The sequence below is a fragment of the Polaromonas sp. UC242_47 genome (assembly GCF_044452385.1).
GTDB lineage: Bacteria > Pseudomonadota > Gammaproteobacteria > Burkholderiales > Burkholderiaceae_C > Polaromonas.
Window position 1 is genome coordinate 1,285,789 of sequence record NZ_JBIOAO010000001.1, and the last position, 22,129, is coordinate 1,307,917.

The following is a 22,129-nucleotide window of genomic DNA, read 5'->3' on the forward strand; positions in this document are numbered from 1 at the left end:
AAACATTGCCCACCATGACTCTTCATCCCACCATCGCCCGCGTCACCGACAAGATACGTGAACGCAGCCGCGCCATCCGCAGCGCTTACCTCCAGCGCCTGGACAACACGGCGACACGTGCCGTCAGTGTGGACCGCATGGGTTGCGGCAACGTGGCCCACGCCGTGGCCGGCATGCCGCTGGACGACCGTTTCAAGGTGGTCACCCAGCGCGCGCCCAACATCGGCATCGTCACCGCCTACAACGACATGTTGTCGGCTCACACGCCTATGCAGCCTTACCCCGACCTGATCAAGTGGGAGGCCCGTCTGCACGGCGCAACTGCCCAGGTGGCTGGCGGTGTACCTGCCATGTGTGACGGCGTGACACAAGGCACCAGCGGCATGGAGCTCAGCCTCTTCAGCCGTGACGTGATTGCCATGGCCACCGCGGTGGCGCTGAGCCACGACATGTTTGACGCCGCGCTGATGCTGGGGGTCTGCGACAAGATCGTGCCGGGTCTGCTGATAGGCGCGCTGCATTTTGGCCATTTGCCCACGGTGTTTGTGCCGGCCGGGCCCATGCCGTCCGGCCTGCCGAACAAGGAAAAAGCCCGGGTGCGCGAGCTGGCAGCCCAGGGCCTGGTGGGCCGCGACGGCTTGATGGAGGCCGAACTCAAGTCTTACCACAGCCCCGGCACCTGCACCTTTTATGGCACGGCCAACAGCAACCAGATGTTGCTTGAAGCCATGGGCCTGCATGTGCCCGGCACCGCCTTTGTGCAGCCCGGCGGCGACCTGCGTGACGAGCTGACACGCGAGGCCGCACGCACCGTGCTGGGCATCGTCAAGGCCAAACGTTTTGCACCCATCGGCAAGGTGGTGGATGAACGCGCGATTGTGAATGCCATGGTCGCGCTGCTGGCCACCGGCGGCTCCACCAACCACCTGATTCACTGGGTGGCGGTGGCGCGTTCGGCCGGCATCCTGATCGACTGGAACGACTTCTCGGCCCTGTCGGACGTGGTGCCTTTGTTGACCCATGTGTACCCCAACGGCAGCGCCGACGTGAACGAGTTCCAGGCGGCCGGCGGCACGGGGTTTGTGATCCGCGAACTGCTGGACGGTGGCTTCATGCACGAAGACGTGTTGACGGTGCGTGACGGCGGACTCCGCGAATACACGCGCGAGCCGGCGCTGGTGAACGGCCAACTGGCCTGGCACGAGATGGGCGCGTCGAAAGACGACAGCATTGTGCGGCCGGCCAGCCAGCCGTTCAGTGCCACCGGTGGCCTCAAGCTGCTGCAGGGCAACCTGGGCCGCAGCGTGATCAAGGTCTCGGCCGTGCCGGACGACCGCCATGTGATCGAGGCGGCGGCGCGCGTGTTTGATTCGCAAGAAGCCTTGCATGCGGCGTTTAACGCCGGCGAGCTGGAGCGCGACGTGGTCTGTGTGGTGCGCTGGCAGGGGCCGCAAGCCAACGGCATGCCCGAGTTGCACAAACTCACGCCGCCGCTGGCGGTGTTGCAGGGCAAGGGTTTTCGGGTGGCGCTGGTCACCGACGGTCGCATGAGCGGCGCCTCGGGCAAGGTGCCGGCGGCCATCCATGTGTCGCCCGAGGCGGCGGCCGGCGGCCCGCTGGCCAAGGTGCGCGACGGCGACGTGGTTCTGGTCGATGCCAACACCGGCATACTCGAGGTCAAGGTGCCGGCCGCTGAATGGGCGGCCCGCCAAGCCGCCGTGATGCCCGAGGCGCTGCGTGTCAGCAATGGGCTGGGCATGGGACGTGAACTGTTTGCCGGCATGCGCGAGCGCGCATTGACGGCTGAAGAAGGAGCTTTGTCGTGGATTTGAATCTGGATATCAAGGGGTCGCTGACCTCCCTGCAGGTGATGCAGGACGCCGCTGTCATTCCGGTGATTGTGTTGACCGATGTGGCCCATGCCGTGCCGCTGGCACGTGCGCTGGTCGCAGGCGGCATTCGCATGCTGGAAGTGACCTTGCGCACGCCGCAGGCGCTGGCCTGTATCGAAGCCATCGCCCGCGATGTGCCCGAGGTGGTGATTGGCGCCGGCACTGCGCGCAGTGCGGCCGATGTGCAGGCTTGCGCGATGGCCGGTGCGCGGTTTATCGTCAGCCCCGGCTACACCCACGCCGTCGGCCAGGCCTGCCGCGATGCCCACATGCCTTTGTTGCCCGGGGTGGCCACCGGCAGCGAAATCATGGCCGCCCAGGAAGACGGTTTCACCGAGCTGAAGTTTTTCCCGGCCATGCAGGCTGGCGGCCTGGCCATGCTCAAGGCTTGGGGCGGCCCATTCGGCGACGTGCGTTTTTGCCCCACGGGCGGCATCACGGCGGCCAATGCGGTGGAGTTTCTGGCTTTGCCGAATGTGGTTTGTGTGGGCGGCTCCTGGCTGGTGCCGGCGGATGCGATGGCGCGGGGGGATTGGGCGCGGGTGAGCGATCTGGCTCAGCAGGCTGTGGCCTTGCCCCGGTAGCTGCTTGTGGCTTGTCTTTAAGAAAATAAGCCTCTAGCCCATATTCCACGGGCGTAAGTAGCTATTTAATTTATAGCGACTCTTGCGTCTTCTTTGTTTTTGCTGTTCGATGTTTGCCTGCTGGCCGGGGTTGCCCGGCGGCAACTCACTTTCTTTTGCGTCGCCAAAAGAAAGTAAGCAAAGAAAAGGCGACCCCGCTGTCTGCGGCCCTTCGCTGCGCTACGGGCAACCTGCGGTGCTCGGTCCAGCCGGGGTCGAGCTCGAACTGGCCTTCGGCTCAGACAATCGCTCGCCCTGATCCGGCTGGCCCTGCGCTCCTCGGCGCAGACAGAAGGGGTTGGGTGCGGGAGCAAATCCGGGGAGACGAAGACGCGCTTTGCGCGTCTTCGTTCATCTTGCGGGGCTGTGATTCATGCACGCGCTTGCAGCGCACGCGGCCAAATGAAGTCCCCCGCCATCGCCCAGTGGGGCGAGGGAGGGGTTAGGGGAGGGAGTGGGGAGTCAGGCCTACTGTCCGAGGCAAGTCGCCAACGCAGCGTGACGCTAGCGACTTAAAGAAGCAGGGTCAGCGCAGACCGCCGCCCGCCGCATTTTCCTTGCGTTCGATCAGCTCGATCTTGTAGCCGTCCGGGTCGGTGACAAAAGCGATCACGGTGGTGCCGCCTTTAACCGGGCCGGCTTCACGTGTCACGTTGCCGCCGGCTGCCTTGATCTTGTCGCAGGCCGCGTAGGCATCGGGCACGCCGAGCGCGATGTGGCCATAAGCCGTGCCCATCTCATAACTGTCGGTGCCCCAGTTCCAGGTCAACTCGATCTCGGCCTGCGCCGGGTTGCCTTCATAACCGACAAAAGCCAGGCTGTATTTGTACTCGGGGTTTTCCGAAGTGCGCAGCAATTGCATGCCCAGCACCTGGGTGTAGAAGTCGATGGAGCGCTGGAGATTGCCAACGCGCAGCATGGTGTGAAGTAGTCGCATGCTGCGATTATCCTGCGGGTGGGGGAAATCTGCAGGCGGTCCGTGCCGGCCGTTTGATCATTCACAAAGGTGGGTCTGCTTGAGGCTGTTTGCCGTCGCTACGCCTTGATAGCCCAGTGACTGCTGACGCCGAAACTGGACATTAATCGGTGGCCTAGCCGAAAAACGGCAGCACATCTCAAAACGAAAACTCGATAATGTGTTCGGTGAAGCAACCCAGTGGTTGCTCTTACAAGCACTGAATTGCTTCGCGAAGACGGTCATGAGCCACCGACGTAATGGTGCCGGCGATGGTGGCCTTTTACTTAGTGCAGGGCGAGGTTAGAGTTTTTCTAGGCCTGCGCTCTTCGCTGTTCTCTCCCACATTTCCTTCTCGTCCATCACAAACTTTCGAAAGACTTCGTTTTGCAGGGGCAGAACGGTTTGCCCTGAGATCTCGAGTGACTTCTTGAACTCGAATGTCATCAGAACTTTGTGCATGGCATTGCCAATTTTGCGGGTTGCTGCGCCCGGCGTACCCTTCAAGGAAACAATGCCGCTCCATGCTTTCACATCCAGCGCATCTAATTTCGGTAATTTACTGGCGTAGGAGCCAGAAAGCTCACCGGTGACACCGATCGCTTTGACGCGACCATTTTCGATCATGGGGATTGCAACATTGGGGGATAGAAAGGCAAAGTCGAGGGTGCCACCAACAATATCCGTAATGGCGTGTGAGTCACCTCGGTAAGGTATGCCAGTTGCCATTACTCCTGTCTTGTTCTTGAAAAGTTCTAGTGTCAGCTCTTGCGTGTTACTGACGGTGCCTGCGCTCAAGCCTTCTTTGGTTTTTTTAGAGGCCGCTATCAGTTCCCCCAGGGTATTGAACTTGGAGTTCGCACTAGTGATCAACAGCGAGGGATAGGCTGCGACCGCTCCGATGTATTCAAAGTCCTGGTCGATGTCATAGGGGAGTTTTTTATAACGTGCAGGCGCGACGCTCAAACTCCCACTGGTGATAAAGAGCAGCGTGTAGCCATCCGGTTTGGCGCGCTTGAGCTCAGCGATCGAGTTTTGCCCGTTCGCACCCGGCTTGTTTTCGATGATGACCGAGGTGCCTAGCTCCTTGCCAATACCCTCTGCCATAAAGCGCGCAGCGGAATCTGTGGGGCCTCCTGGTGCGAAGCCAACAATCATGCGAATGGGTTTGCTTGGCCAAACGTCATTTGCAAGCACCAAGCTGCTTGGCAGGGTTACCAGCAGCATTAATGCCAGCCATTTGCGACGCGAATACTGAAAATTGAACATTTTGTCTCCTTTTTACTACCTGAGATAGTTATCAACCCTCAAAGTTGGGGTTACGCCGCTCCTTGGCAGCATTTACCCCTTCCTCCAAATCGGCCGTGGTCATTTGCACGGCCTGCACTTCGCTTTCGCGTACCACGGCGAGGCGAACGCGATCGAGAAAATCCCCGCGCAGCGTCTGGCGTGTAGCCTGCACTGCACGTGGAGAAGAAACGGCAATTTCTTCCGCCAAAGCCATGGCACGGGCACGTACATCGCTCTGGGGAACCAATTCATCAAGCAAACCTAGAGACAGTGCCGAGGTTCCATCGATGCGTGCGCCGGTATAAAAAAGCTTGGCAGCATTTTGTTTGCCGATCAGGTGTACAAGGGTGAAAGACAAACCAAAACCGGGATGGAAACCCAGCCGGTTGAAGTTGGCAGCGAACCTCGCTTCTGGGCAGCTGATCCGGAAATCTGCGGTTAACGCCACGCCTAGGCCACCTCCAATCGCTGCGCCTTCGATCGCCGCGATCACAGGCTTGGTGCAGGCATACAAGCGAAGCGCTTCCAAATACAGCGGATTGGTTTGTTTGATACTGCGCTTCTTGTTCATGGTGGACTTCTCCGAGAAGTCGGCACCTGCACAAAAAGACTTACCGTTGGCACACAACACAATCGCGCGGATATTTTTGTCAGCCTCAAATTTTTCCCAGGCATCGGCCAGCGTTGCAATGAGCGTTTGATCAAAGAAATTATGCGGGGGCTTGTTCAACTCCACGATTCCAATGTGACCATGGGTTGAAACTTTCAAAATAGCGTCGTTCATCGCATGCCTTAGACGGGAAGTACACGTTGTGTAAGGTAGTGCCAGAATTGGTCACCCGGTTTTTGGGCGTAGGCTTGGCCAATCAAACGTGCCCATGCAGTGGCATTGCCAAAATCCCCGCGCCATGCCCACAAGCGGCGGGTAGCAAAGTTCAATGGATGCTCATAGGTAAAGCCGATGGCGCCATGGACTTGGTGTGCAATCGAAGTGCCATTGGTCACAGCGTCCCCTGTACAAACTTTCGCTGCTGCCACGCTGAACTGCGCTTGCTCTGAAATTAATCGGTTCACATGGGGCATGTCCTTGCAGGCCATGTAGGCGCTGGCGCGTGCAATGGCAACTTCCCCTGCCATCAAAGCTAGTTGCTGTTGAATGGCTTGGTTTTTTCCAATAGGCTTCCCAAATTGCACTCGGTCTTTCGCGTATTGCACAGACTGGTCCAGCGCAAACTCCAACGCGCCCACCATCATCACGGCGCGAACTCCTGCTCCAAAGGTTTGGATAGGGTCTTCTAAGTTGCTAAATGGATTACGCAGGATGGCATGCGGAGTAACGTTACTTAAGACCAAGTGATCGCTGGGCATATTTGAAGTGTCAACGCCGGGTATAAGTTGCACACCCTGGGCTGTAACTTCAAACAAAGCGACCTCATTGGGATTGAGCGTGACCATGCACCAGCCCGCGTGCTGAGCCCACTTCACGCTCTGAATCTCACCATGAAGGAAGCCTGAGCTGTCTTGTGAAAGTTTGGACTGCGCTTTCGATGCAATGCAGATAGGTAATTCAGTTTGCAGAGCTTGGTCGGCTGCAGACAAAAGTAGATGACCGATTGCTGTTTCTGCCAAAGGCAACGGGGCTTGTGAGTAACCCAAGTGATAGAAGACGGGATAAGCATCTTCCCAAGTGGCTTCAATACCGCCGTCTTGCTCTTTACAAAACAATTGCGTGAATCCAGATTCCAAGACCTGATTCCACAGTGCTTGCGCAAAATTGCCTTTTTCGACGGTTTCGATCAGTCCTTTGTCGACCTCGTTGGCAAACAGTTTTTGCGCAGCGTCGTTGATAAAATCGTTGCTCATCGCAGTCCCATCCCTCGTGCAATAATTCCGCGCAAAATTTCTCTGGTCCCCCCGCGCAGGGAGAAAGAAGGGGCCGCCATCGTTAAGAAGTTCATCACCTTCTCAAGGTCTGAGCCCGTGCCAATATGTTCACCAAATTTTTCGTGCGCAATGTTTGGCATGGACTGCTCCATCAGCGCGCCTTGATCTTTGACTACAGACGCTGCGAGCGCGGGGTCCTCACCCTTGGCCATCATCAAAGCAACACCTTGAGACATTTGGCGCAATGCAGCGTATCTAGCAATCAAGCGACCTACGGCTTCGGTTTGATCGTTGCGCTCGGTGTCTGTGGCATCGATCATCTCGATCAACATCTGGGTGCTGCTGAGAAAGCGCTCCGGTCCAGAGCGCTCATATTTCAATTCGCTGGTGACTTGCTTCCAACCTTCGCCTTCGACCCCAATTAGGTTCCCGTCAGGCACGAACACGTTTTCCAACACTACTTCATTGAAGATGTGGCTTCCTAGCTGGGAATAGATGGGGTTGACCTTCACACCAGGGCGATCCATTTCGACCAAAAATTGGGTCATCCCAGTGTGGCGGTCTTCAGATTTCTCGCGGGTCCGTACCAATGCCACCATGTAGTGAGCATGGTGTGCGCCAGAAGTCCAGACTTTGGTGCCGTTTAATACCCAGCCTCCTTCTACTTTGCTCCCCTTGCTGCGGATGGAGGCTAGGTCAGAGCCCGAATCTGGCTCGCTCATTCCAATACAGAAAGAGCACTCCCCTTTTACTATCTTGGGGACGATTTTTGGAGCGAGGGTGTCTGGCGCATAACGCATTAGCAGCGGTCCCATTTGACGATCGGCGGACCAGTGCCAACCCATCGGCGCTCCTACGGCCAGCATTTCTTCGAGCATCACATAGCGCTCGAGCATGGAGCGCTCAGCGCCGCCGTACTTTTGGGGCCAGGTCATACCGATCCAACCCTGCTTCGCCATTTCTTGGGTGAGCTCAGGGTCTCGCCCCGCCCAGTTGTAAGCGCGTTTCTCTTTGGAGTATTTCCCGATGTGTTGACTCGCGAAAGCACGTACCTCTTGACGCAATTGCTCACATTGCGGTGGCAGCTCTCCGAGTTCGATATGCAGTCCGTCCATGTTTCCCTTAACTTGCTTGTTAGCAAACAACTATATATAGTTGCGCCTACTGTTGTCAACTAAGTAGAAACGTTAAGCTAGAACGAAGAAGGAGCAAACATGGGACCCCTCAACGGAATTCGAGTGGTGGACTTAACCGCAGTGGTGCTGGGCCCCCTGGCAACGCAGGTATTGGCAGACTACGGGGCAGACGTCATCAAAGTGGAGCCCGTTGAAGGTGACTTGATGCGTGCGAACGGGCTGTCACGCAACCGCGGCATGAGCTCTACGTTCATGAATTTGAATCGCAACAAGCGCTCGGTGGCCGTAGATTTGAAAACGCCGCAGGGCCTTGAAGCCATCAAGAAACTGATTGCCACTGCAGATGTGCTGGTGCACAACATGCGGGTGAAGGCCATCAATAAGTTGGGGCTAGGCTATGAGGACGTATGCAAGCTCAAGCCAGATATTGTCTATTGCGCGGCCACTGGCTTTGGTGAATCAGGCACCCATGCTGGCCAACCAGCATTTGATGATGTGATCCAAGGGGCCTGCGGCATGGCCAGTCTGGTGGGTCATGAGAGCAACAAACCCGCGTATCCACCTACTCTGTTGGCTGACAAAGTGGCAGGCATTGCTACCGCCAATGCTGTGTTGGGTGCACTAGTGCACCAGGCCCGTACAGGACAGGGGCAGTATGTAGAAGTGCCTATGTTCGAAACCATGGTGGCGTTCACCATGACAGAGCACATGGGTGGCAATGGCTTTAGCCCCTCGATAGGTCCTGCAGGCTATGCGCGCTTACTCAAGGGCGGCAGAAAACCAATACCTACCAAAGACGGTTACTTAGCTTTGCTACCCTATACGGAAAGCCACTGGAAGGACTTCTTCACGGCCTTAGGCCGGAAGGACTTGTTCGAGAAATACGACTTGAGCAATCGCCATGAACGCAACAAGCGCATTCATGAGTTGTATGCTGATTTGCATTCAGTCACAGCCCAGTTCACCTGTGCGGAGCTGAGGGAGCTGTGCCGTAAGCTCGACATCCCCGTCACCGACATCTACAGCATCGACAACATCCATGAACATGCGCATGTAAAAAGCGTGAAGCTGTTCGAAGAGCACGATCATCCAACTGAGGGGCGTGTGGTATCCATCCGTCCTACAGCGCTGTTTGCAAAGACTCCTTCTGCGCTTCGACAACCTGCACCAAATATTGGTGAGCAAACAGAAGATATCTTGACGGGGTTAGGATTTGATGCCGCATTTATCAAACAGGCTGCCAAAAAGTAGAACCATGACTGAAGAATCAAAAACGTCAAAAAAAACGCAGGCTCAAAGAAAAGAAGAAGCAGTTCGCAAAATTCTGGATGCCGCCATCGAGTTGATCTCTCAGCGAGGAGTGAAAGACCTCACCATGGCAGAAGTAGGTGTCCATGCTGGATACAGCCGTGGCCTGCCTCATCAGCACTTTGGGACAAAAGAAAATTTGATCCATGCGGTTCTTCAGTCGATAGTTGAAAAGTTCAACCAACGACGCAAAAAACAAACGCAAGTGGCTGAGGGGATTGAGAGCGTTAAAGCGTTGATCGCGACGTACTTGGAAAGGGATCCTGCCGATTGGCAAGCATCCAAAGCATTCATCATGTTGATTTCAGATGCTTCTTTGGCTGAGAGCCCGCATCGCGAATTCATCAACAAGCTACATAAAAAGAATGTCGAGTTCATTGCGAAGCACCTGCAAGTTGCCCGACAAGGCGTTCCTCAGCCTATTGATGTCAGTGATCAAGCGTTGGCCGTGATTTTGATGAGTACGATGCGCGGCTTAGCCTTGCAAGCTTTGACCGATTCGGCGATGGATTTCAAAGGGGTTCAGAGAGCCATGAACGGGATATTGGACAAACTAATTCATACTCCTTCGCATATAGAAAACCCCGGCTTGTGATCCCGGACTGTTAGGGAGGCTAAAAAGCTGGGAGCGATATAGTGGTGCTGCCACTTCAGTCCGATACCGGTCAATGAGCGTGGTCCGCCGCCTACCCAGCGTAGTCTGCTTGTCAGCATGTACCGGCCCCTGGAGCGTGGCAGGCTAAAGGCACCTATCGCTGCATTGCAGCCCTTCAAGGAATTTGGCTTGACCGTCGACAGGAGTCGATAGTAATTACCAGGTAACTGCTTCGAAGGTCCGCGTCTGACCTTACTTTGCCTCTACGCTGTGCTTCCGACTTTCACTTTGATGCTACCGGCTACAAGCTGTACTCGCTCTGGACCATCCCATTCTGAAACGTCATCGTGCGGCAGTGCTGCAACGGAACGTCACCTGCGAGGGGCCCGAACAGCGGAATGCCCTGGCCTAAAAGCACCGGGATGCGTGTCACGATCAGCCGCTGGATCAAGCCTGCTTGTAAAAACGCCTGTATGGTTTTTCCGCCGTCGATGTAGGCGTGTTCAGCGCCTTGGGCGGCCAGTTGTGTCAGGACTTCTTGCGGTGTGCCTGACAGCCATTGCAGGCGGCCCACCAGCGAGGCGGGAATGTCGGGCGCCGCTGTGCTCAGCACCACCACCCGCTTGTTGTCGAAGGGCCATTCGCCGAAGCTCAGGACCTTTTCGTAGGTGTGACGGCCCATGACGATGGTGTCTACGCTGTCCATGAAGGCCTGGTAACCAAAGTCGCCGCCATCCACGTCTTTTTCCATGGGCAACCAGTCGAGCTCGCCGTTGCTGCGTGCAATAAAACCATCGACGCTGGAGGCAATGTAGACAGAGGTTTTCATGGGGTGTGGGATCGGGTGGCAGGGACCGATTCTAGCCACTGGCGCGGCCGGCGCACATCCTTCGCTTACGCCGGCTTGGGTACTTCAAACACCAGGCAAGTCGTCGTGGCGTGGGCGTACAGCTTGCCATCGGGTCCGACGATGCGTGCTTCGGCGGTGGCCAGTTGCCGGCCGCAGTGGATGACGGTGCCGATGGCGCGCAGCGGCCCGGTTTTGTGCGAGGCGGCGCGCACGATGTTGACGCTGAGTTCGGCCGTGGTGTAGACCCGGCCCGCCGGCATCATGGTGTGTACGGCGCAACCGAGTGCCGAGTCCAGCAGCGTGGCATACCAGCCGCCGTGCACGCTGCCCAGCGGGTTGTAGTGTTTGAGCTGTGGTGTGCCCTGGAAAACGGCCTTGCCCGCGGCGACTTCCACCAGCGAAAAGTCCAGGGTGTCGGCAATGTGCGGGAAGGGGATTTCGCCGGCCAGCATGGCCTGCATGATTTCCAGCCCGGTTTTGCCGGCCACCATCTCGGGGCGGGCCAGGCCGGGCTTGCCGCCGCCGGCCAGCATACGTGTCACGACGCTGTCGCGCTGCTCGTTCCACAAGGCCAATGTGTCTTCTGCGGTCATCGCTGGATCTCCATGTTGTTGCATATACAATTATTGTAGCTACAATTGAAATATGAAAACTGTCACCCCTGCGTCAACCCCGGCCGGCCTGCGCCCCCAGGGCTGCACCAACCTCAAGCTGCGTCAACTGATGCGCCGCGTGGCGCAGCACTATGACGCCGAAGTGGGCAAGACCGGCCTCAAGGGCACGCAGTATTCGCTGCTGTCCTATGTCTGCAAGCTGGGTCCTATCCGTCCTGGCGATCTGGCGCGCGAGATGAAGGTGGATGCCTCCACGCTGACCCGCAACCTCAAACCCCTGGTCACCGCCGGCTGGCTGGAACTGGCGCCCGGCAGTGATGGCCGCAGCCGCCTGGTCAGCGTCACCGAGGCCGGGCGCGAGAAACGCACCGAGGCGCAGCGCCGCTGGCGTGTAGCCCAAGAAGGCATCAACCAGATCCTGGGCACTGACCGGGTGTTGGCCTTGCACGCCTTGATCGACGAATCTCTGGAACGCCTGTCCCCTTTGCCTGGAAGCGATGATGAATAAACCGACATTTCCCGCGGCCCCCGCCGCACAAAACAACAAACTGCTCTGGCTGGTGTTGCTGGCCGCGGCCGGCACCTTTGCCCTGACCATGGGTGTGCGCCAGACCATGGGCCTGTTTTTGTCGGCGCTCAACACCTCGACCGCGCTGGGCATAGGCAGCATCAGCCTGGCCTTTGCGTTTGGCCAGCTCTGGTGGGGCCTGACACAACCTTTTGCCGGCGCCGTGGCCGATCGCATAGGCACCGGGCGTGTGATTCTGCTGGGGGTGTCGCTGGTCGCCATAGGCACCATCCTCACGCCGCTGATGACCAGCACGGCGGGTCTAATTTTTGCCATTGGGGTGCTGGCTGCGGGCGGCGCCGGCATGGCCGGTCCTTCGGTCTTGATGGCCGCCACAGCCCGTCTGGTGCCGCTGGAAAAACGCGGCCTGGCCAGCGGCATTGTGAATGCGGGCGGTTCCTTTGGCCAGTTCGCCATGGCGCCCATTGCGATTGGCCTGACGGCGGCAGTGGGTTGGGCCAGCGCGATGCAGTGGCTGGGGGCGTTGGTGTTGCTGGCGCTGCCGGCGGTCTGGGTGCTCAAGGGCAACTCCAGGGCGTTGGCCGCGCAAGCCGCAGCGGCCTCGGGTCAAAAAACCTTGAGCGCGCGCGAGGCCATCGGCCAGGCGCTGGCCACACCCAGCTACCGTTACCTGAGCCTGGGTTTTCTGGTCTGCGGTTTCCACGTGGCCTTTTTGGCCACACATTTGCCGGGCGTGATCGCGGCTTGCGGTTTGCCGCCCGCCATAGGCGGTTGGGCGCTGGCCATGATTGGCCTGTTCAACATTGTCGGCAGCCTGGCCATGGGCTGGGCCGTGGGCCGCTGGCGCATGAAGTCCTTGCTGTCGCTGCTGTATGCGACGCGTGGCCTGGCCGTGCTGATCTTTTTACTGGCGCCCAAAACACCGGCCGTGATGCTGATTTTTGCGGCCGTCATGGGTGTGACCTTTCTCTCGACGGTGCCGCCCACGGCGGGGCTGGTCGCCAAGATGTTCGGCACGGCCAACATGGCCATGTTGTTTGGCATCGTGATGCTGGCGCACCAGATAGGCGGCTTTTTTGGCGCCTTCCTGGGTGGCTATGTGTTTCAGGCGACCGGCAGTTACGACTGGGTCTGGTACATCGACATCGTGCTGGCCGCCGGCGCCGCACTGGTGAACCTGCCGATTCGCGAGACGTTGCTACCGCGTCAAATGAAGGCGGCCGCATGAGACCGCTCGATGCGCCGGCCGTGGACTCTTCAAATCAAGCAGGGGCCGCGGGTCCGGCTTTGCCGGCCCGCAGGCGCAGCGCCCCCTCGGGGGGCAGCGAACCACACGCAGTGGGGAGCGTGGGGGTTGGTCTTGACCCTCGCACTCGTTTGCTGCTGGAAGCGCCGATTGCTCCGACCTTGCTGCGCCTGGGCGCGCCCAATGTGCTGGTCATGCTGGCGCAAGCCGGCGTCGGGTTGATTGAAACCTATTTTGTCGGCAAGCTGGGCACCGATGCGCTGGCCGGCATGGCGCTGGTGTTTCCGGTGGTGATGCTGATGCAGATGACCTCGGCCGGCGCCATGGGCGGCGGCATTGCCTCGGCGATTGCACGTGCCTTGGGCGCCCGGCGCCGGGAGGATGCCGATGCGCTGGTCTTGCATGCCACGGTGATTGCAGCGGTGTTTGCGCTGCTGTTCATGCTGGCGCTGCTGGGCGGCGGGCGTTGGCTCTATGGCCACATGGGTGGCACTGGCGCTGCGCTGGACGCGGCCCTGACGTATTCCAACTGGGTGTTTGCCGGCGCCTTGCTGGTGTGGTTGTTCAACACCCTGTCGGCGGTGATTCGCGGCACCGGCAACATGGCGGTGCCGGCCATCGTCACCGTCGTGGGCGCGTTGGTGCTGCTGCCTTTGTCGCCCTTGTTGATTTTCGGCTGGGGCCCGCTGCCGGGGCTGGGTATTGCGGGCGGTGCCATCGCCTTGCTGGCCTATTACCTGGTGGGTAGTGTCGCGCTGGTGGTCTATCTGTGGTCGCCTCGGAGTTTGCTGCGGCCTTCGTTTGCCCACATCCGTTTCCGCTGGGTCTTGTTCAAGGACATCTTGCGTGTCGGCCTGGTCGGCATGGTGTCCACGGTGGCCACCAACCTGGCCATAGGCATCACCACCGCGCTGGTCGGCGGTTTCGGCACGGCGGCCATCGCCGGTTATGGCACGGCTTCACGCCTGGAGTATTTGCTGGTGCCGCTGGTGTTTGGTTTTGGTGCGCCGCTGGTCGCCATGGTTGGCACCTGTATGGGCGCCGGCCAGCGAGAACGCGCCTTGCGCGCCACCTGGATAGGCGCGGCCATGGCCTTTGTGATGACCGAGGTCATAGGCCTCTGGGCGGCGGCTTTTCCCGGCGCCTGGTTGTCCCTGTTCAACAGCGACCCGGCGATGCTGGAAGCCGGCAGCCAGTACCTGCGCGCCGTCGGGCCGGTGTATGGTTTCTTCGGCCTGGGCCTGGTCTTGTATTTTGCGTCGCAAGGTGCCGGGCGCCTGCTCTGGCCGGTGATAGGCAATATCGCGCGGCTGGCGGTGGCGGTGACTGGCGGCTGGCTGGCCTTGCGCTGGGGCAGCGGTTTGACCGGTGTGTTTGTTGCGCAGGCGGTGGCGCTGGTGATTTACGGCCTGGTCAACGCCTGGGCGATTGCCGGCGGCGCCTGGTTTGGTGCGGTTGGCTGGCCGCGCACGACCACCACGCTGCTGAAAAACCTGCCCGTGCTCAAGGTTTGAAGCCAAAATGGCCTCCAGCCCAGAAGGGACGGGCGCAGGAAGCTATCTATCTGATAGCGAATCCCTGGCTCAGCGGAGCGGCGGGACAAACACCGCACGGGCTGCCAGCGCCCGCTCACGGCTGGCGCAGCCTTCCAGGTGATCGTTGACCAGGCCCATGGCCTGCATGAAGGCGTACATGGTGGTGGGTCCGACAAAGCTCCAGCCGCGTTTCTTCAGGTCTTTGGACAGGGCCGTTGAGGCCGGTGAGCTGGGCATGGCCCGCACCGCTGCCAGCGTGATGTATTCAGGCCGGTTTGCCGCGTCAGGTTCGAGGCCCCAGACATAGGCGGCCAGCGAGCCAAATTCGCTGCGCAACTCGATCACGCGTCGGGCGTTGTTGATGGCCGAGGTGATCTTGCCGGCGTGCCGGACGATGCCTGCATCGCCGAGCAGGCGCTGCACATCGGCCGCATCAAAACACGCCATCTGTTCGGCATCGAAATAGGCAAAGGCCTGGCGAAAGGCGTCGCGCTTGTTCAGGATGGTCAGCCAGCTCAGACCCGCCTGAAAACCTTCGAGACAGATTTTTTCAAACAAGCGGCGTTCATCGGCCACGGGAAAGCCCCATTCCGTGTCGTGGTAGTGGCGGTACAGCGGTGTGGCCCGGCACCAGGCACAACGCGTGGTGCAGGCCTCATCGGCAAACAGGCCGTGAGCGTCGTTGTCGGCAGGCATGCGGGAGGGGCGCTTGGGCTTGTTAGACCGGCACCGTGTAATTGAGCGTCATGCGCCCGCCATCGACAACAACGATTTCACCGGTGACATAGCTGGCGGCATCGCTGACCAGCCAGGCCACGACGTCGGCGATTTCCGAAGGTTCACCCAGGCGTTTCATCGGTGTGCGGCTCATGATTTTGGCCTTGGCTTCTTCACTGGTCAGCACGGCTTTGGCCGCCAGTTCGGTGGCGATGGTGCCGGGCGCGACGGCGTTCACACGTATACCCTTGTCGGCCAGCGCCAACGCCATCACACGTGTCAACTGGTTGATGCCGCCCTTGCTGACGTTGTAGCTGGCAATTGTGGGAATTGCGAGCACACCGTTGACCGAACTCATGTTGACGATGTTGCCGCCACCGGCCTGCGCCATCACCCTTGCCACGGCCTGGCCCATCAGGAAAGAACCCTTGATGTTGACGCGCAACACGGCGTCGAAATCGGCTTCCGTGACGTCCAGAAAATCGGCGGCGCGGAAGATGCCGGCGTTGTTGACCAGCACGTCGATGCGGCCATGTGCTTGCACGGTGCGGGCCACCACGGCATCGACCTGTGCCTTGTCGCCCACATCGCAATGGACAAACAGCGCGCCCAGTTCGGTCGCCAGCGCCTGGCCTGGCGTATCGGCCAGGTCGGCGATCACGACCTGCGCGCCTTCGCGGGCGAAGCGCCGTGCGCAGGCTTCACCTATGCCTTGTGCACCGCCGGTGACGATGCAGACCTTGTCTTTTAAGCCGAAGGAAACGCCTGACATGGGAGCCGATGTGGGAGGGGTCATGCCCGGATCTTAGTACTGCAATCCGAAAGTATCAAAACATGAAAGCGCGTCTTCACACCCATGGCTGCGTTGCCATCCTTGCGAAGGCGCATAGCCTTCGCTGCGGCTTGCGCCTTGCCCTGGGCACGAATCCATCACTTTCATTTTGTTTCGCTACTTCCGGCTTGCCGTACCAGCAGCGCTGGCAGCGATGAATTTCAGGGCGTTGTCGGCCACCTCGTCGGCCGCCATGCCGGGTTTGTATAACGCCGAGCCTATGCCAAACCCACTGGCGCCGGCACTGCGGTATGCACCCATGTTCTCGAAAGTGATGCCGCCCACCGGCAGCAGCGGGACGGTGGCCGGCAAGACGGCACGCAAGGCTTTCACCACCGCCGGCGTGATCATCTCCGCCGGGAAAAGTTTGAGCCCGGTGGCGCCCGCCTGCAGGGCGGCGAAGGCCTCGGTCGCCGTCATGACGCCGGGCAGGCAGACCATGCCCAGGCGCAAGGCTTCGCGCACCACCTCGGCATTGAAGTTGGGCGACACCACCAGTTGGCCGCCCGCCGCATGCACGTCGCGCACGTCCGCGGCGCTCAGCACCGTGCCGGCGCCGACCAGGGCCAGCGGCAGGGCGGCGGCGAGGGTTTCTATGCTTTGCAGGGGCTGGGGTGAGTCGAGCGGCACCTCGATCAGCGACCAGCCGGTCGCGGCCAGCGCCTGGCCGACGGCCAAGGCTTCATGCGGTTGCAAACCGCGCAGGATGCCGACCAGGGGAATGGTTTGTAACGCGACGGAAAATTTGTCGTGGGGGCTCATGATGTTTCCCGGTGAATGGTTTGGGCCAGCGCCCACAGGCCGCGCCAGGTCGCTTCGGCGCCGGCGCGCAAGACGGACACATGGCGTTGCGCCAGCGCCCGCGCATAACGTTGGGTCAGCCCATCCGAACCAACCAGGATGACGCGGTCGCCGGTGACCAGGCACTGGGTGCGAATCTCTTCGCCAATTACCAGCCCGGACAAATAACTGGGCCGTGACGCGGCGGCCATGCGCCCGAACAGGGACAGGGTGCGCACGCTGAAGGCGGTATGCAGCAAACTGCTGTGGCTGCGCAGCGCCAAGGCCACGCCCTGGTCGAAGGCCTCCCAGTCAGTGTCGCCGTCCCCCTCGGGCAAGGTGCGTGCCAGAATGGAATGCTGGCGCAGCAGGGCGTAAAACTCGCCGGTCATGAAGGTCGCGAAGTGGGTGATCTGGCCGGCGCGCACATCCACCCATTTGCTGTGGGTGCCGGGTAAGACCAGCAGCCCGTCCTGCAGGCCCAGCAGTTGCAGCGCGCCAAACACCTGGATTTCTTCGCCGCGCATCACGTCGAGTCCACCCTCGTTTTCGCAGCGCAGGCCGGGCACGATGGCGATACGCCTGGGCGTGATCCAGGCCAGGTGCGCGGCCACTTCGTCAAAACCGGCCGGGCAGGTGCAGTAGGTCGCTTCCTTCCAGCCCTGCTGGCTGCCGGCCATGCCGGCTATCAGGCAAAAAGTACCTGTAGCCCGCATCCAGTCTCCGAAGTTCGCTTCAAAAACGGTAGCAAATTCACCCGGCGCCACGGTCAGGATGCCGCGTGCGAAGGCGCGTTCCTGCAACACCTGGCCTTGTGTATCCAGCAAGGCGCCGCGCAGGGACGAGGTGCCCCAGTCCAGGGCCAGCAACTGTTTCATACGCAATTTTTAATGGTTGTCGCGCGGCACAAAAGAGCCGCGTTTGCCCACCAGGAAGTCCAGGTCTACGCCTTCGTCGGCCTGCAACACATGATCGACATAAAGCTTCCAGTAACCCGAGGACAGTGGCGGCGGCGGCGCCGTCCACAAGCTCAGGCGGCGCGCCAGTTCTTCGTCGCTGATCAGCAGTTGCAGCTTGCGCTCAGGCACATTGAGTTCGATCATGTCGCCGTTTTGCACAATGGCCAGCGGGCCGCCGGCCGCCGCTTCGGGTGCGGTGTGCAAGACCACCGTGCCGTAGGCCGTGCCACTCATGCGGGCGTCGCTGATACGCACCATGTCGGTGATGCCTTTGCGCAGCACCTTGGGCGGCAGCGGCATGTTGCCAACTTCGGCCATACCCGGGTAACCCTTGGGGCCGCAGTTTTTCAGCACCATGACACAGGTCTCGTCGATGTCCAGCTCTTCGTCATCGATGCGCGCGTGAAAGTCTTCGATATTTTCAAACACCACCGCACGGCCGGTGTGCACCATCAGCGCCGGTGTGGCGGCGCTCGGTTTGATCACCGCACCACGCGGCGAGAGGTTGCCGCGCAACACGGCAATACCGGCCTTGTCCTTGAAGGGGGTGGCCAGCGGCTGTATCACTTCGGTGTTGTAGTTTTGCGCGTCGGCGATGTTGTCGCCAATCGTTTTGCCGTTGGCCGTGATGGCGTCCAGGTGCAGGTGTTGCGCAATCTCCTTCATCACCACCGGCAGGCCGCCGGCGTAACAAAAGTCTTCCATCAAAAACTTGCCCGAAGGCTGCAGGTTGACCAGGCAGGGCAGTTCGCTGCCCAGGCGGTCGAAGTCGTCCACCGTCAGCTTCACGCCGATACGGCCGGCCATGGCGATCAGGTGGATCACCGCATTGGTGGAGCCGCCAATCGCCGCCAGGGTTTTGATGGCATTTTCAAAGGCTTCACGCGTGAGGATTTTGGACAAGGTCAGGTCCTCGTGCACCATCTCGACCGCGCGGCGACCGGCCATACGTGCCAAGACATTGCGCCGGCCGTCCACCGCGGGGTAGGCGGCGTTGCCCGGCAGGCCTATGCCCAGGGCTTCGACCATGCTGGCCATGGTGCTGGCCGTGCCCATGGTCATGCAGTGGCCGTGGCTGCGGTGCATACAGCTTTCGGCTTCAAAAAAGTCAGCAAGTTTGAGCGTGCCGGCGCGCACCTGCTCGCTCATGCTCCACACGCCGGTGCCGGAGCCCAGCTCCTGGCCGCGCCATTTGCCGCTGAGCATGGGGCCACCGCTGACACCCACGGTCGGCAGGTCCACGCTGGACGCGCCCATCACCAGCGACGGGGTGGTCTTGTCGCAGCCCATGAGCAGCACCACGCCGTCAATCGGGTTGCCGCGTATGCTTTCTTCCACGTCCATGCTGGCCAGGTTGCGGTACAGCATGGCGGTGGGGCGCAACAGGGTTTCGCCCAGCGACATCACGGGGAACTCCAGCGGAAAACCGCCGGCCTCGTACACACCAATTTTCACCTGCTCGGCAATCGTTCGGAAGTGCGAGTTGCAGGGTGTCAGTTCACTGAAGGTGTTGCAGATGCCGATGACGGGCCGGCCGTCGAACTGGTCGTGCGGCACGCCCTTGCCCTTGACCCAACTGCGGTAGGCAAAGCCGTCGCGGTCCTGGCGGCCGAACCATTGCTGGCTACGGAGTTCTTCGGGTTTCTTTTTGGGCTTGGGGGGTGTGGTCATAGGGTAAATCCGGAATAGTTAAACATATTATGGTCATACCATTGCCGTCGTCCCCTCAGTGAAAACCATGATCAAGAACGTCCACGGCAATACAGTTGATCACCTCGGCGAAGCCATCGTCGCCGGGCGGTATGGCGTGGGGGCTTCGATTCCGCCCGAGCCGGTCTTGTGCCAGCAGTTGGGGGTCAGCCGCACCGTGGTGCGCGAAGCGGTGAAGTCGCTGATCGCCAAGGGCCTGATGACCACCGGCCCCAAAGTCGGTACACGCGTGTTGTCGGAAGACCACTGGAACTGGTTCGATCCCGACGTCATCATCTGGCAGTCCAAGGCCGGGCTGACACCCGAATTTTTGCGCGACCTGCAAGACCTGCGCCGCGTCGTCGAGCCCGCCGCGATGCGGCTGGCGGCCGAACGTGCGACGGCGCAGGATATTGCCGAGGTCGAGGCCGCCTACGCCGGCATGAAACGTGCGGTCGACGAGGGCGGCGATTACGTCACCCACGATTTGCTGTTTCACCAGGGCTTGCTGCGCGCCAGCCGCAACCGCATGCTGGTGCAAATGAGCAAGGCGCTGGGTGCCTTGCTGCGCACAAGTTTTGAAATTTCCACACGCCGCAAGGACGGGCCGGCACATTCCCTGCCTTTGCACCGCGCCGTGCTGGACGCGGTGATTGCCCATCAACCGGATGAAGCCGAAATCGCGATCCGGGTGTTGATTGACGGCGCGAAAGAAGACATCGAGGAGGTGTTGGCCTCACGCCGGCGCCTGCCGCGCCTGAACAACCCTGCGTCGCGGCTCAAGGCCGGCTGACCAGGCACCAGACAACAACAGGAATCCAAAAACATCTATGGACGTGCAAACAACAATCGACAAAGCGATTCACTGGTTTTTCAAATTTCTGGAATTCCTGGTGGTGCTTTGCATGGTGGCCATGGTGGTCATGGTGTTCGGCAACGTGGTGCTGCGTTATGCCTTTAATTCGGGCATCTCGGTGTCCGACGAAATGTCGCGTTATTGCTTTATCTGGCTGACCTACATAGGCGCCATGGTGGCCATGCACGAAGGTGGGCATCTGGGTGTAGATACCTTGATCAAACACCTGCCGGTGCTGGGGAAAAAGGTTTGTCTCTTTCTGAGTGAAGGTTTGATGCTGTTTTGCAATGTGCTCTTCTTTATGGGCACTTACGAGATGCATGAGCTGCAGGTCAGCAACGTCTCGCCGGTGGTGGGCATCTCCATGATCTGGATTTACGGCATCGGTTATGTGGTCAGCGTGGTGATGGGCGTCATCAACCTCAATGTGTTGTACCGGCTTGTGACCGGAAAAATCACCGAAGAAGAACTGGTGCAGGTGATAGAGACTGAAGGCCTGGCCGATGTGGAGAAGCAGATGCAGGGAGCCAAGGTATGACGGTTAGTGTTTTTATTCTCAGCCTGCTGGCCGCCATGGCCATCGGCATGCCGATTGCGTATGCCTTGCTGGTTTGCGGCGTCACCTTGATGGGGTATCTGGCGGCCACCAGCGGGCTGGTGACGTTTGACAGCCAGATCCTGGCCCAGCGTTTTGTCGATGGCGCTGACAACTTTCCGCTGCTGGCCGTGCCCTTTTTCCTGCTGGCCGGCGAGTTCATGAATGCCGGCGGCTTGAGTCGGCGCATCGTGAACCTGGCTATGGCCTGGGTCGGACATTTTCGCGGCGGCCTGGGTTATGTCACGGTGATTGCCGCCGTGATCATGGCCTCGTTGTCGGGCTCGGCGATTGCCGACACCGCCGCGCTGGCCGCCTTGCTGATCCCTATGATGCGGGCCGCCGGTTACAACGTGGGCCGGGCTTCGGGTCTGATCGCTTCGGGCGGCATCATCGCACCTGTGATTCCACCGTCGATTGGCCTGATCATTTTTGGTGTGGCGGGCAATGTGTCCATCACCAAGCTGTTTCTGGCCGGCATCGTGCCCGGCCTGCTGATGGGCGTGGCCATAGGCCTGACCTGGTGGTGGGTGGCCAAAAAGGAAAACGTTCCGCCGGCGCCCAGCCTGCCCATGACCGACCGGTTGCGTATCACGGCCGAAGGCGGTTTTGCGCTGACCCTGCCCATAGTCATCATCGGCGGCATGAAGTTCGGCATCTTCACGCCGACGGAGGCCGCCGTGGTGGCCGCGGTGTACAGCTTTGTCGTGGGCATGTTTATCTACCGCGAACTCAAATGGTCGGAACTGTACGGCCTGATCCTGGCTGCCGGCAAAACCACGGCGGTGGTGATGTTCCTGGTGGCCGCCGCCATGGTCAGCGCCTGGTTGATCACGGTGGCCAACATACCCACGGAGGTTGCCAGCATGATGGCGCCTTTCATGGGCAACAAGATGCTGCTGATGTTCATCATGATGGTGCTCATCGTGGTGGTCGGCACGGCGCTGGACTTCACGCCGACCGTGTTGATCCTGACGCCCGTGCTCATGCCCCTGGTGCTCAAGGCCGGCATAGACCCGGTGTATTTCGGCATCATGTTCATCATGAACAACGCCATCGGCCTGATCACCCCGCCCGTGGGCACGGTGCTCAATGTGGTCTGCGGGGTGGCCAAGATCAGCATGGACGAGGCCTTCAAAGGGGTGCTGCCGTTTCTGATGGCCCAGCTGGCCGTGCTTTTTCTGCTGGTGCTTTTCCCAGCCATCGTGACCGAACCTCTGAAGTGGTGGATGCGATGAAGGGCA

At 60.0% G+C, this 22,129-nt stretch carries 22 protein-coding genes; 10 read left to right on the forward strand and 12 right to left on the reverse strand.

Annotated elements, in window-relative coordinates:
* Positions 1-14: 14 nt before the first annotated feature.
* Together edd and eda are read left to right on the forward strand one after the other, a co-directional pair.
* A complete protein-coding gene (edd, locus tag ACHMXK_RS06250) occupies positions 15-1,832 on the forward strand; it encodes a phosphogluconate dehydratase (RefSeq protein ID WP_397438622.1) in 1,818 nt (605 codons plus the stop codon).
* 38 nt (positions 1,833-1,870) lie between these two features.
* Positions 1,871-2,476: a bifunctional 4-hydroxy-2-oxoglutarate aldolase/2-dehydro-3-deoxy-phosphogluconate aldolase gene (eda, locus tag ACHMXK_RS06255; protein WP_397442458.1), complete on the forward strand. Its 606-nt coding sequence runs from the start codon at positions 1,871-1,873 to the stop codon at positions 2,474-2,476.
* Positions 2,477-3,041: 565 nt separating this feature from the next.
* Here eda and gloA read toward each other — a convergent pair.
* From gloA to ACHMXK_RS06280, 5 genes are all read right to left on the reverse strand, one after another.
* Positions 3,042-3,452, reverse strand: coding sequence for a lactoylglutathione lyase (gloA, locus tag ACHMXK_RS06260; protein WP_397438624.1), 411 nt, complete (start codon positions 3,450-3,452; stop codon positions 3,042-3,044).
* A gap of 321 nt (positions 3,453-3,773) precedes the next feature.
* Entirely contained in the window at positions 3,774-4,739 is a 966-nt protein-coding gene (locus ACHMXK_RS06265; protein WP_397438626.1) for a Bug family tripartite tricarboxylate transporter substrate binding protein, read from the reverse strand.
* Between the two features lie 31 nt (positions 4,740-4,770).
* Entirely contained in the window at positions 4,771-5,544 is a 774-nt protein-coding gene (locus ACHMXK_RS06270) for an enoyl-CoA hydratase/isomerase family protein (protein ID WP_397438628.1), read from the reverse strand.
* A gap of 8 nt (positions 5,545-5,552) precedes the next feature.
* Positions 5,553-6,623, reverse strand: a complete 1,071-nt coding sequence (locus ACHMXK_RS06275) for an acyl-CoA dehydrogenase family protein (protein WP_397438630.1) — start codon at positions 6,621-6,623, stop codon at positions 5,553-5,555.
* A complete protein-coding gene (locus tag ACHMXK_RS06280; protein WP_397438632.1) occupies positions 6,620-7,759 on the reverse strand; it encodes an acyl-CoA dehydrogenase family protein in 1,140 nt (379 codons plus the stop codon). Before ACHMXK_RS06280 ends, ACHMXK_RS06275 begins: the two co-directional genes overlap by 4 nt.
* A gap of 99 nt (positions 7,760-7,858) precedes the next feature.
* On the opposite strand from ACHMXK_RS06280, the gene ACHMXK_RS06285 reads away from it, so the two are divergent.
* Together ACHMXK_RS06285 and ACHMXK_RS06290 are read left to right on the forward strand one after the other, a co-directional pair.
* The gene (locus ACHMXK_RS06285) at positions 7,859-9,031 is read left to right on the forward strand and encodes a CaiB/BaiF CoA transferase family protein (protein WP_397438634.1); all 1,173 of its coding nucleotides are present in this window, start codon (positions 7,859-7,861) and stop codon (positions 9,029-9,031) included.
* Positions 9,032-9,035: 4 nt separating this feature from the next.
* The gene (locus ACHMXK_RS06290) at positions 9,036-9,683 is read left to right on the forward strand and encodes a TetR/AcrR family transcriptional regulator (protein ID WP_397438636.1); all 648 of its coding nucleotides are present in this window, start codon (positions 9,036-9,038) and stop codon (positions 9,681-9,683) included.
* 301 nt (positions 9,684-9,984) lie between these two features.
* On the opposite strand, the gene ACHMXK_RS06295 is transcribed toward ACHMXK_RS06290, so the two are convergent.
* Both ACHMXK_RS06295 and ACHMXK_RS06300 read right to left on the reverse strand, forming a co-directional pair.
* On the reverse strand, positions 9,985-10,512 hold the full coding sequence (locus ACHMXK_RS06295) for a dihydrofolate reductase family protein (RefSeq protein ID WP_397438638.1): 528 nt from the start codon (positions 10,510-10,512) through the stop codon (positions 9,985-9,987).
* Positions 10,513-10,577: 65 nt separating this feature from the next.
* Positions 10,578-11,126 carry a PaaI family thioesterase gene (locus ACHMXK_RS06300; RefSeq protein ID WP_397438640.1) on the reverse strand — a complete coding sequence of 183 codons (549 nt, stop codon included), beginning with the start codon at positions 11,124-11,126 and terminating at the stop codon, positions 10,578-10,580.
* A 52-nt stretch (positions 11,127-11,178) separates the two neighbouring features.
* Here ACHMXK_RS06300 and ACHMXK_RS06305 point away from each other — a divergent pair, with 52 nt between their 5' ends.
* From ACHMXK_RS06305 to ACHMXK_RS06315, 3 genes are all read left to right on the forward strand, one after another.
* Positions 11,179-11,655, forward strand: a complete 477-nt coding sequence (locus tag ACHMXK_RS06305) for a MarR family winged helix-turn-helix transcriptional regulator (protein ID WP_397438642.1) — start codon at positions 11,179-11,181, stop codon at positions 11,653-11,655.
* Positions 11,645-12,904 carry an MFS transporter gene (locus tag ACHMXK_RS06310; protein WP_397438644.1) on the forward strand — a complete coding sequence of 420 codons (1,260 nt, stop codon included), beginning with the start codon at positions 11,645-11,647 and terminating at the stop codon, positions 12,902-12,904. Before ACHMXK_RS06305 ends, ACHMXK_RS06310 begins: the two co-directional genes overlap by 11 nt.
* Before the next feature lie 119 nt (positions 12,905-13,023).
* Positions 13,024-14,436 (forward strand): MATE family efflux transporter, encoded by a 1,413-nt coding sequence (locus tag ACHMXK_RS06315; RefSeq protein WP_397438646.1) that lies wholly within the window; start codon positions 13,024-13,026, stop codon positions 14,434-14,436.
* Between the two features lie 69 nt (positions 14,437-14,505).
* Here the strand turns inward: ACHMXK_RS06315 and ACHMXK_RS06320 are convergent, their stop codons facing one another.
* The 5 genes from ACHMXK_RS06320 to ACHMXK_RS06340 all read right to left on the reverse strand — a co-directional run bounded on the left by ACHMXK_RS06320 (position 14,506) and on the right by ACHMXK_RS06340 (position 19,416).
* A complete protein-coding gene (locus ACHMXK_RS06320; RefSeq protein WP_397438648.1) occupies positions 14,506-15,153 on the reverse strand; it encodes a DNA-3-methyladenine glycosylase I in 648 nt (215 codons plus the stop codon).
* Positions 15,154-15,175: 22 nt separating this feature from the next.
* Positions 15,176-15,970: an SDR family NAD(P)-dependent oxidoreductase gene (locus ACHMXK_RS06325; RefSeq protein WP_397438650.1), complete on the reverse strand. Its 795-nt coding sequence runs from the start codon at positions 15,968-15,970 to the stop codon at positions 15,176-15,178.
* Positions 15,971-16,123: 153 nt separating this feature from the next.
* Positions 16,124-16,768 carry a 2-dehydro-3-deoxy-6-phosphogalactonate aldolase gene (locus ACHMXK_RS06330; protein ID WP_397438652.1) on the reverse strand — a complete coding sequence of 215 codons (645 nt, stop codon included), beginning with the start codon at positions 16,766-16,768 and terminating at the stop codon, positions 16,124-16,126.
* A complete protein-coding gene (locus ACHMXK_RS06335; RefSeq protein WP_397438653.1) occupies positions 16,765-17,664 on the reverse strand; it encodes a 2-dehydro-3-deoxygalactonokinase in 900 nt (299 codons plus the stop codon). The genes ACHMXK_RS06330 and ACHMXK_RS06335 overlap by 4 nt, the downstream gene beginning before the upstream one ends.
* Positions 17,665-17,673: 9 nt before the next feature.
* A complete protein-coding gene (locus ACHMXK_RS06340) occupies positions 17,674-19,416 on the reverse strand; it encodes an IlvD/Edd family dehydratase (protein ID WP_397438655.1) in 1,743 nt (580 codons plus the stop codon).
* Positions 19,417-19,483: 67 nt separating this feature from the next.
* Between ACHMXK_RS06340 and ACHMXK_RS06345 the strand changes: the two genes are divergently transcribed.
* From ACHMXK_RS06345 to ACHMXK_RS06355, 3 genes are read left to right on the forward strand one after another with little or no spacing between them, the layout of a single operon-like run.
* Positions 19,484-20,227: a FadR/GntR family transcriptional regulator gene (locus ACHMXK_RS06345; protein ID WP_397438657.1), complete on the forward strand. Its 744-nt coding sequence runs from the start codon at positions 19,484-19,486 to the stop codon at positions 20,225-20,227.
* 43 nt (positions 20,228-20,270) lie between these two features.
* A complete protein-coding gene (locus ACHMXK_RS06350) occupies positions 20,271-20,828 on the forward strand; it encodes a TRAP transporter small permease (protein ID WP_397438659.1) in 558 nt (185 codons plus the stop codon).
* Positions 20,825-22,123, forward strand: a complete 1,299-nt coding sequence (locus ACHMXK_RS06355; protein ID WP_397438661.1) for a TRAP transporter large permease subunit — start codon at positions 20,825-20,827, stop codon at positions 22,121-22,123. Before ACHMXK_RS06350 ends, ACHMXK_RS06355 begins: the two co-directional genes overlap by 4 nt.
* The last annotated feature ends 6 nt before the right edge of the window (positions 22,124-22,129 follow it).

What these genes read in the sequence shown, in the direction of transcription:
- edd (WP_397438622.1), top strand. Translation starts at nt 15, where the DNA reads ATGACTCTTCATCCCACCATCGCCCGCGTCACCGACAAGATACGTGAA.
- eda (WP_397442458.1), top strand. Translation starts at nt 1,871, where the DNA reads ATGCAGGACGCCGCTGTCATTCCGGTGATTGTGTTGACCGATGTGGCC.
- gloA (WP_397438624.1), bottom strand. Translation starts at nt 3,452, where the DNA reads ATGCGACTACTTCACACCATGCTGCGCGTTGGCAATCTCCAGCGCTCC.
- ACHMXK_RS06265 (WP_397438626.1), bottom strand. Translation starts at nt 4,739, where the DNA reads ATGTTCAATTTTCAGTATTCGCGTCGCAAATGGCTGGCATTAATGCTG.
- ACHMXK_RS06270 (WP_397438628.1), bottom strand. Translation starts at nt 5,544, where the DNA reads ATGAACGACGCTATTTTGAAAGTTTCAACCCATGGTCACATTGGAATC.
- ACHMXK_RS06275 (WP_397438630.1), bottom strand. Translation starts at nt 6,623, where the DNA reads ATGAGCAACGATTTTATCAACGACGCTGCGCAAAAACTGTTTGCCAAC.
- ACHMXK_RS06280 (WP_397438632.1), bottom strand. Translation starts at nt 7,759, where the DNA reads ATGGACGGACTGCATATCGAACTCGGAGAGCTGCCACCGCAATGTGAG.
- ACHMXK_RS06285 (WP_397438634.1), top strand. Translation starts at nt 7,859, where the DNA reads ATGGGACCCCTCAACGGAATTCGAGTGGTGGACTTAACCGCAGTGGTG.
- ACHMXK_RS06290 (WP_397438636.1), top strand. Translation starts at nt 9,036, where the DNA reads ATGACTGAAGAATCAAAAACGTCAAAAAAAACGCAGGCTCAAAGAAAA.
- ACHMXK_RS06295 (WP_397438638.1), bottom strand. Translation starts at nt 10,512, where the DNA reads ATGAAAACCTCTGTCTACATTGCCTCCAGCGTCGATGGTTTTATTGCA.
- ACHMXK_RS06300 (WP_397438640.1), bottom strand. Translation starts at nt 11,126, where the DNA reads ATGACCGCAGAAGACACATTGGCCTTGTGGAACGAGCAGCGCGACAGC.
- ACHMXK_RS06305 (WP_397438642.1), top strand. Translation starts at nt 11,179, where the DNA reads ATGAAAACTGTCACCCCTGCGTCAACCCCGGCCGGCCTGCGCCCCCAG.
- ACHMXK_RS06310 (WP_397438644.1), top strand. Translation starts at nt 11,645, where the DNA reads ATGATGAATAAACCGACATTTCCCGCGGCCCCCGCCGCACAAAACAAC.
- ACHMXK_RS06320 (WP_397438648.1), bottom strand. Translation starts at nt 15,153, where the DNA reads ATGCCTGCCGACAACGACGCTCACGGCCTGTTTGCCGATGAGGCCTGC.
- ACHMXK_RS06325 (WP_397438650.1), bottom strand. Translation starts at nt 15,970, where the DNA reads ATGACCCCTCCCACATCGGCTCCCATGTCAGGCGTTTCCTTCGGCTTA.
- ACHMXK_RS06330 (WP_397438652.1), bottom strand. Translation starts at nt 16,768, where the DNA reads ATGAGCCCCCACGACAAATTTTCCGTCGCGTTACAAACCATTCCCCTG.
- ACHMXK_RS06335 (WP_397438653.1), bottom strand. Translation starts at nt 17,664, where the DNA reads ATGAAACAGTTGCTGGCCCTGGACTGGGGCACCTCGTCCCTGCGCGGC.
- ACHMXK_RS06340 (WP_397438655.1), bottom strand. Translation starts at nt 19,416, where the DNA reads ATGACCACACCCCCCAAGCCCAAAAAGAAACCCGAAGAACTCCGTAGC.
- ACHMXK_RS06345 (WP_397438657.1), top strand. Translation starts at nt 19,484, where the DNA reads ATGATCAAGAACGTCCACGGCAATACAGTTGATCACCTCGGCGAAGCC.
- ACHMXK_RS06355 (WP_397438661.1), top strand. Translation starts at nt 20,825, where the DNA reads ATGACGGTTAGTGTTTTTATTCTCAGCCTGCTGGCCGCCATGGCCATC.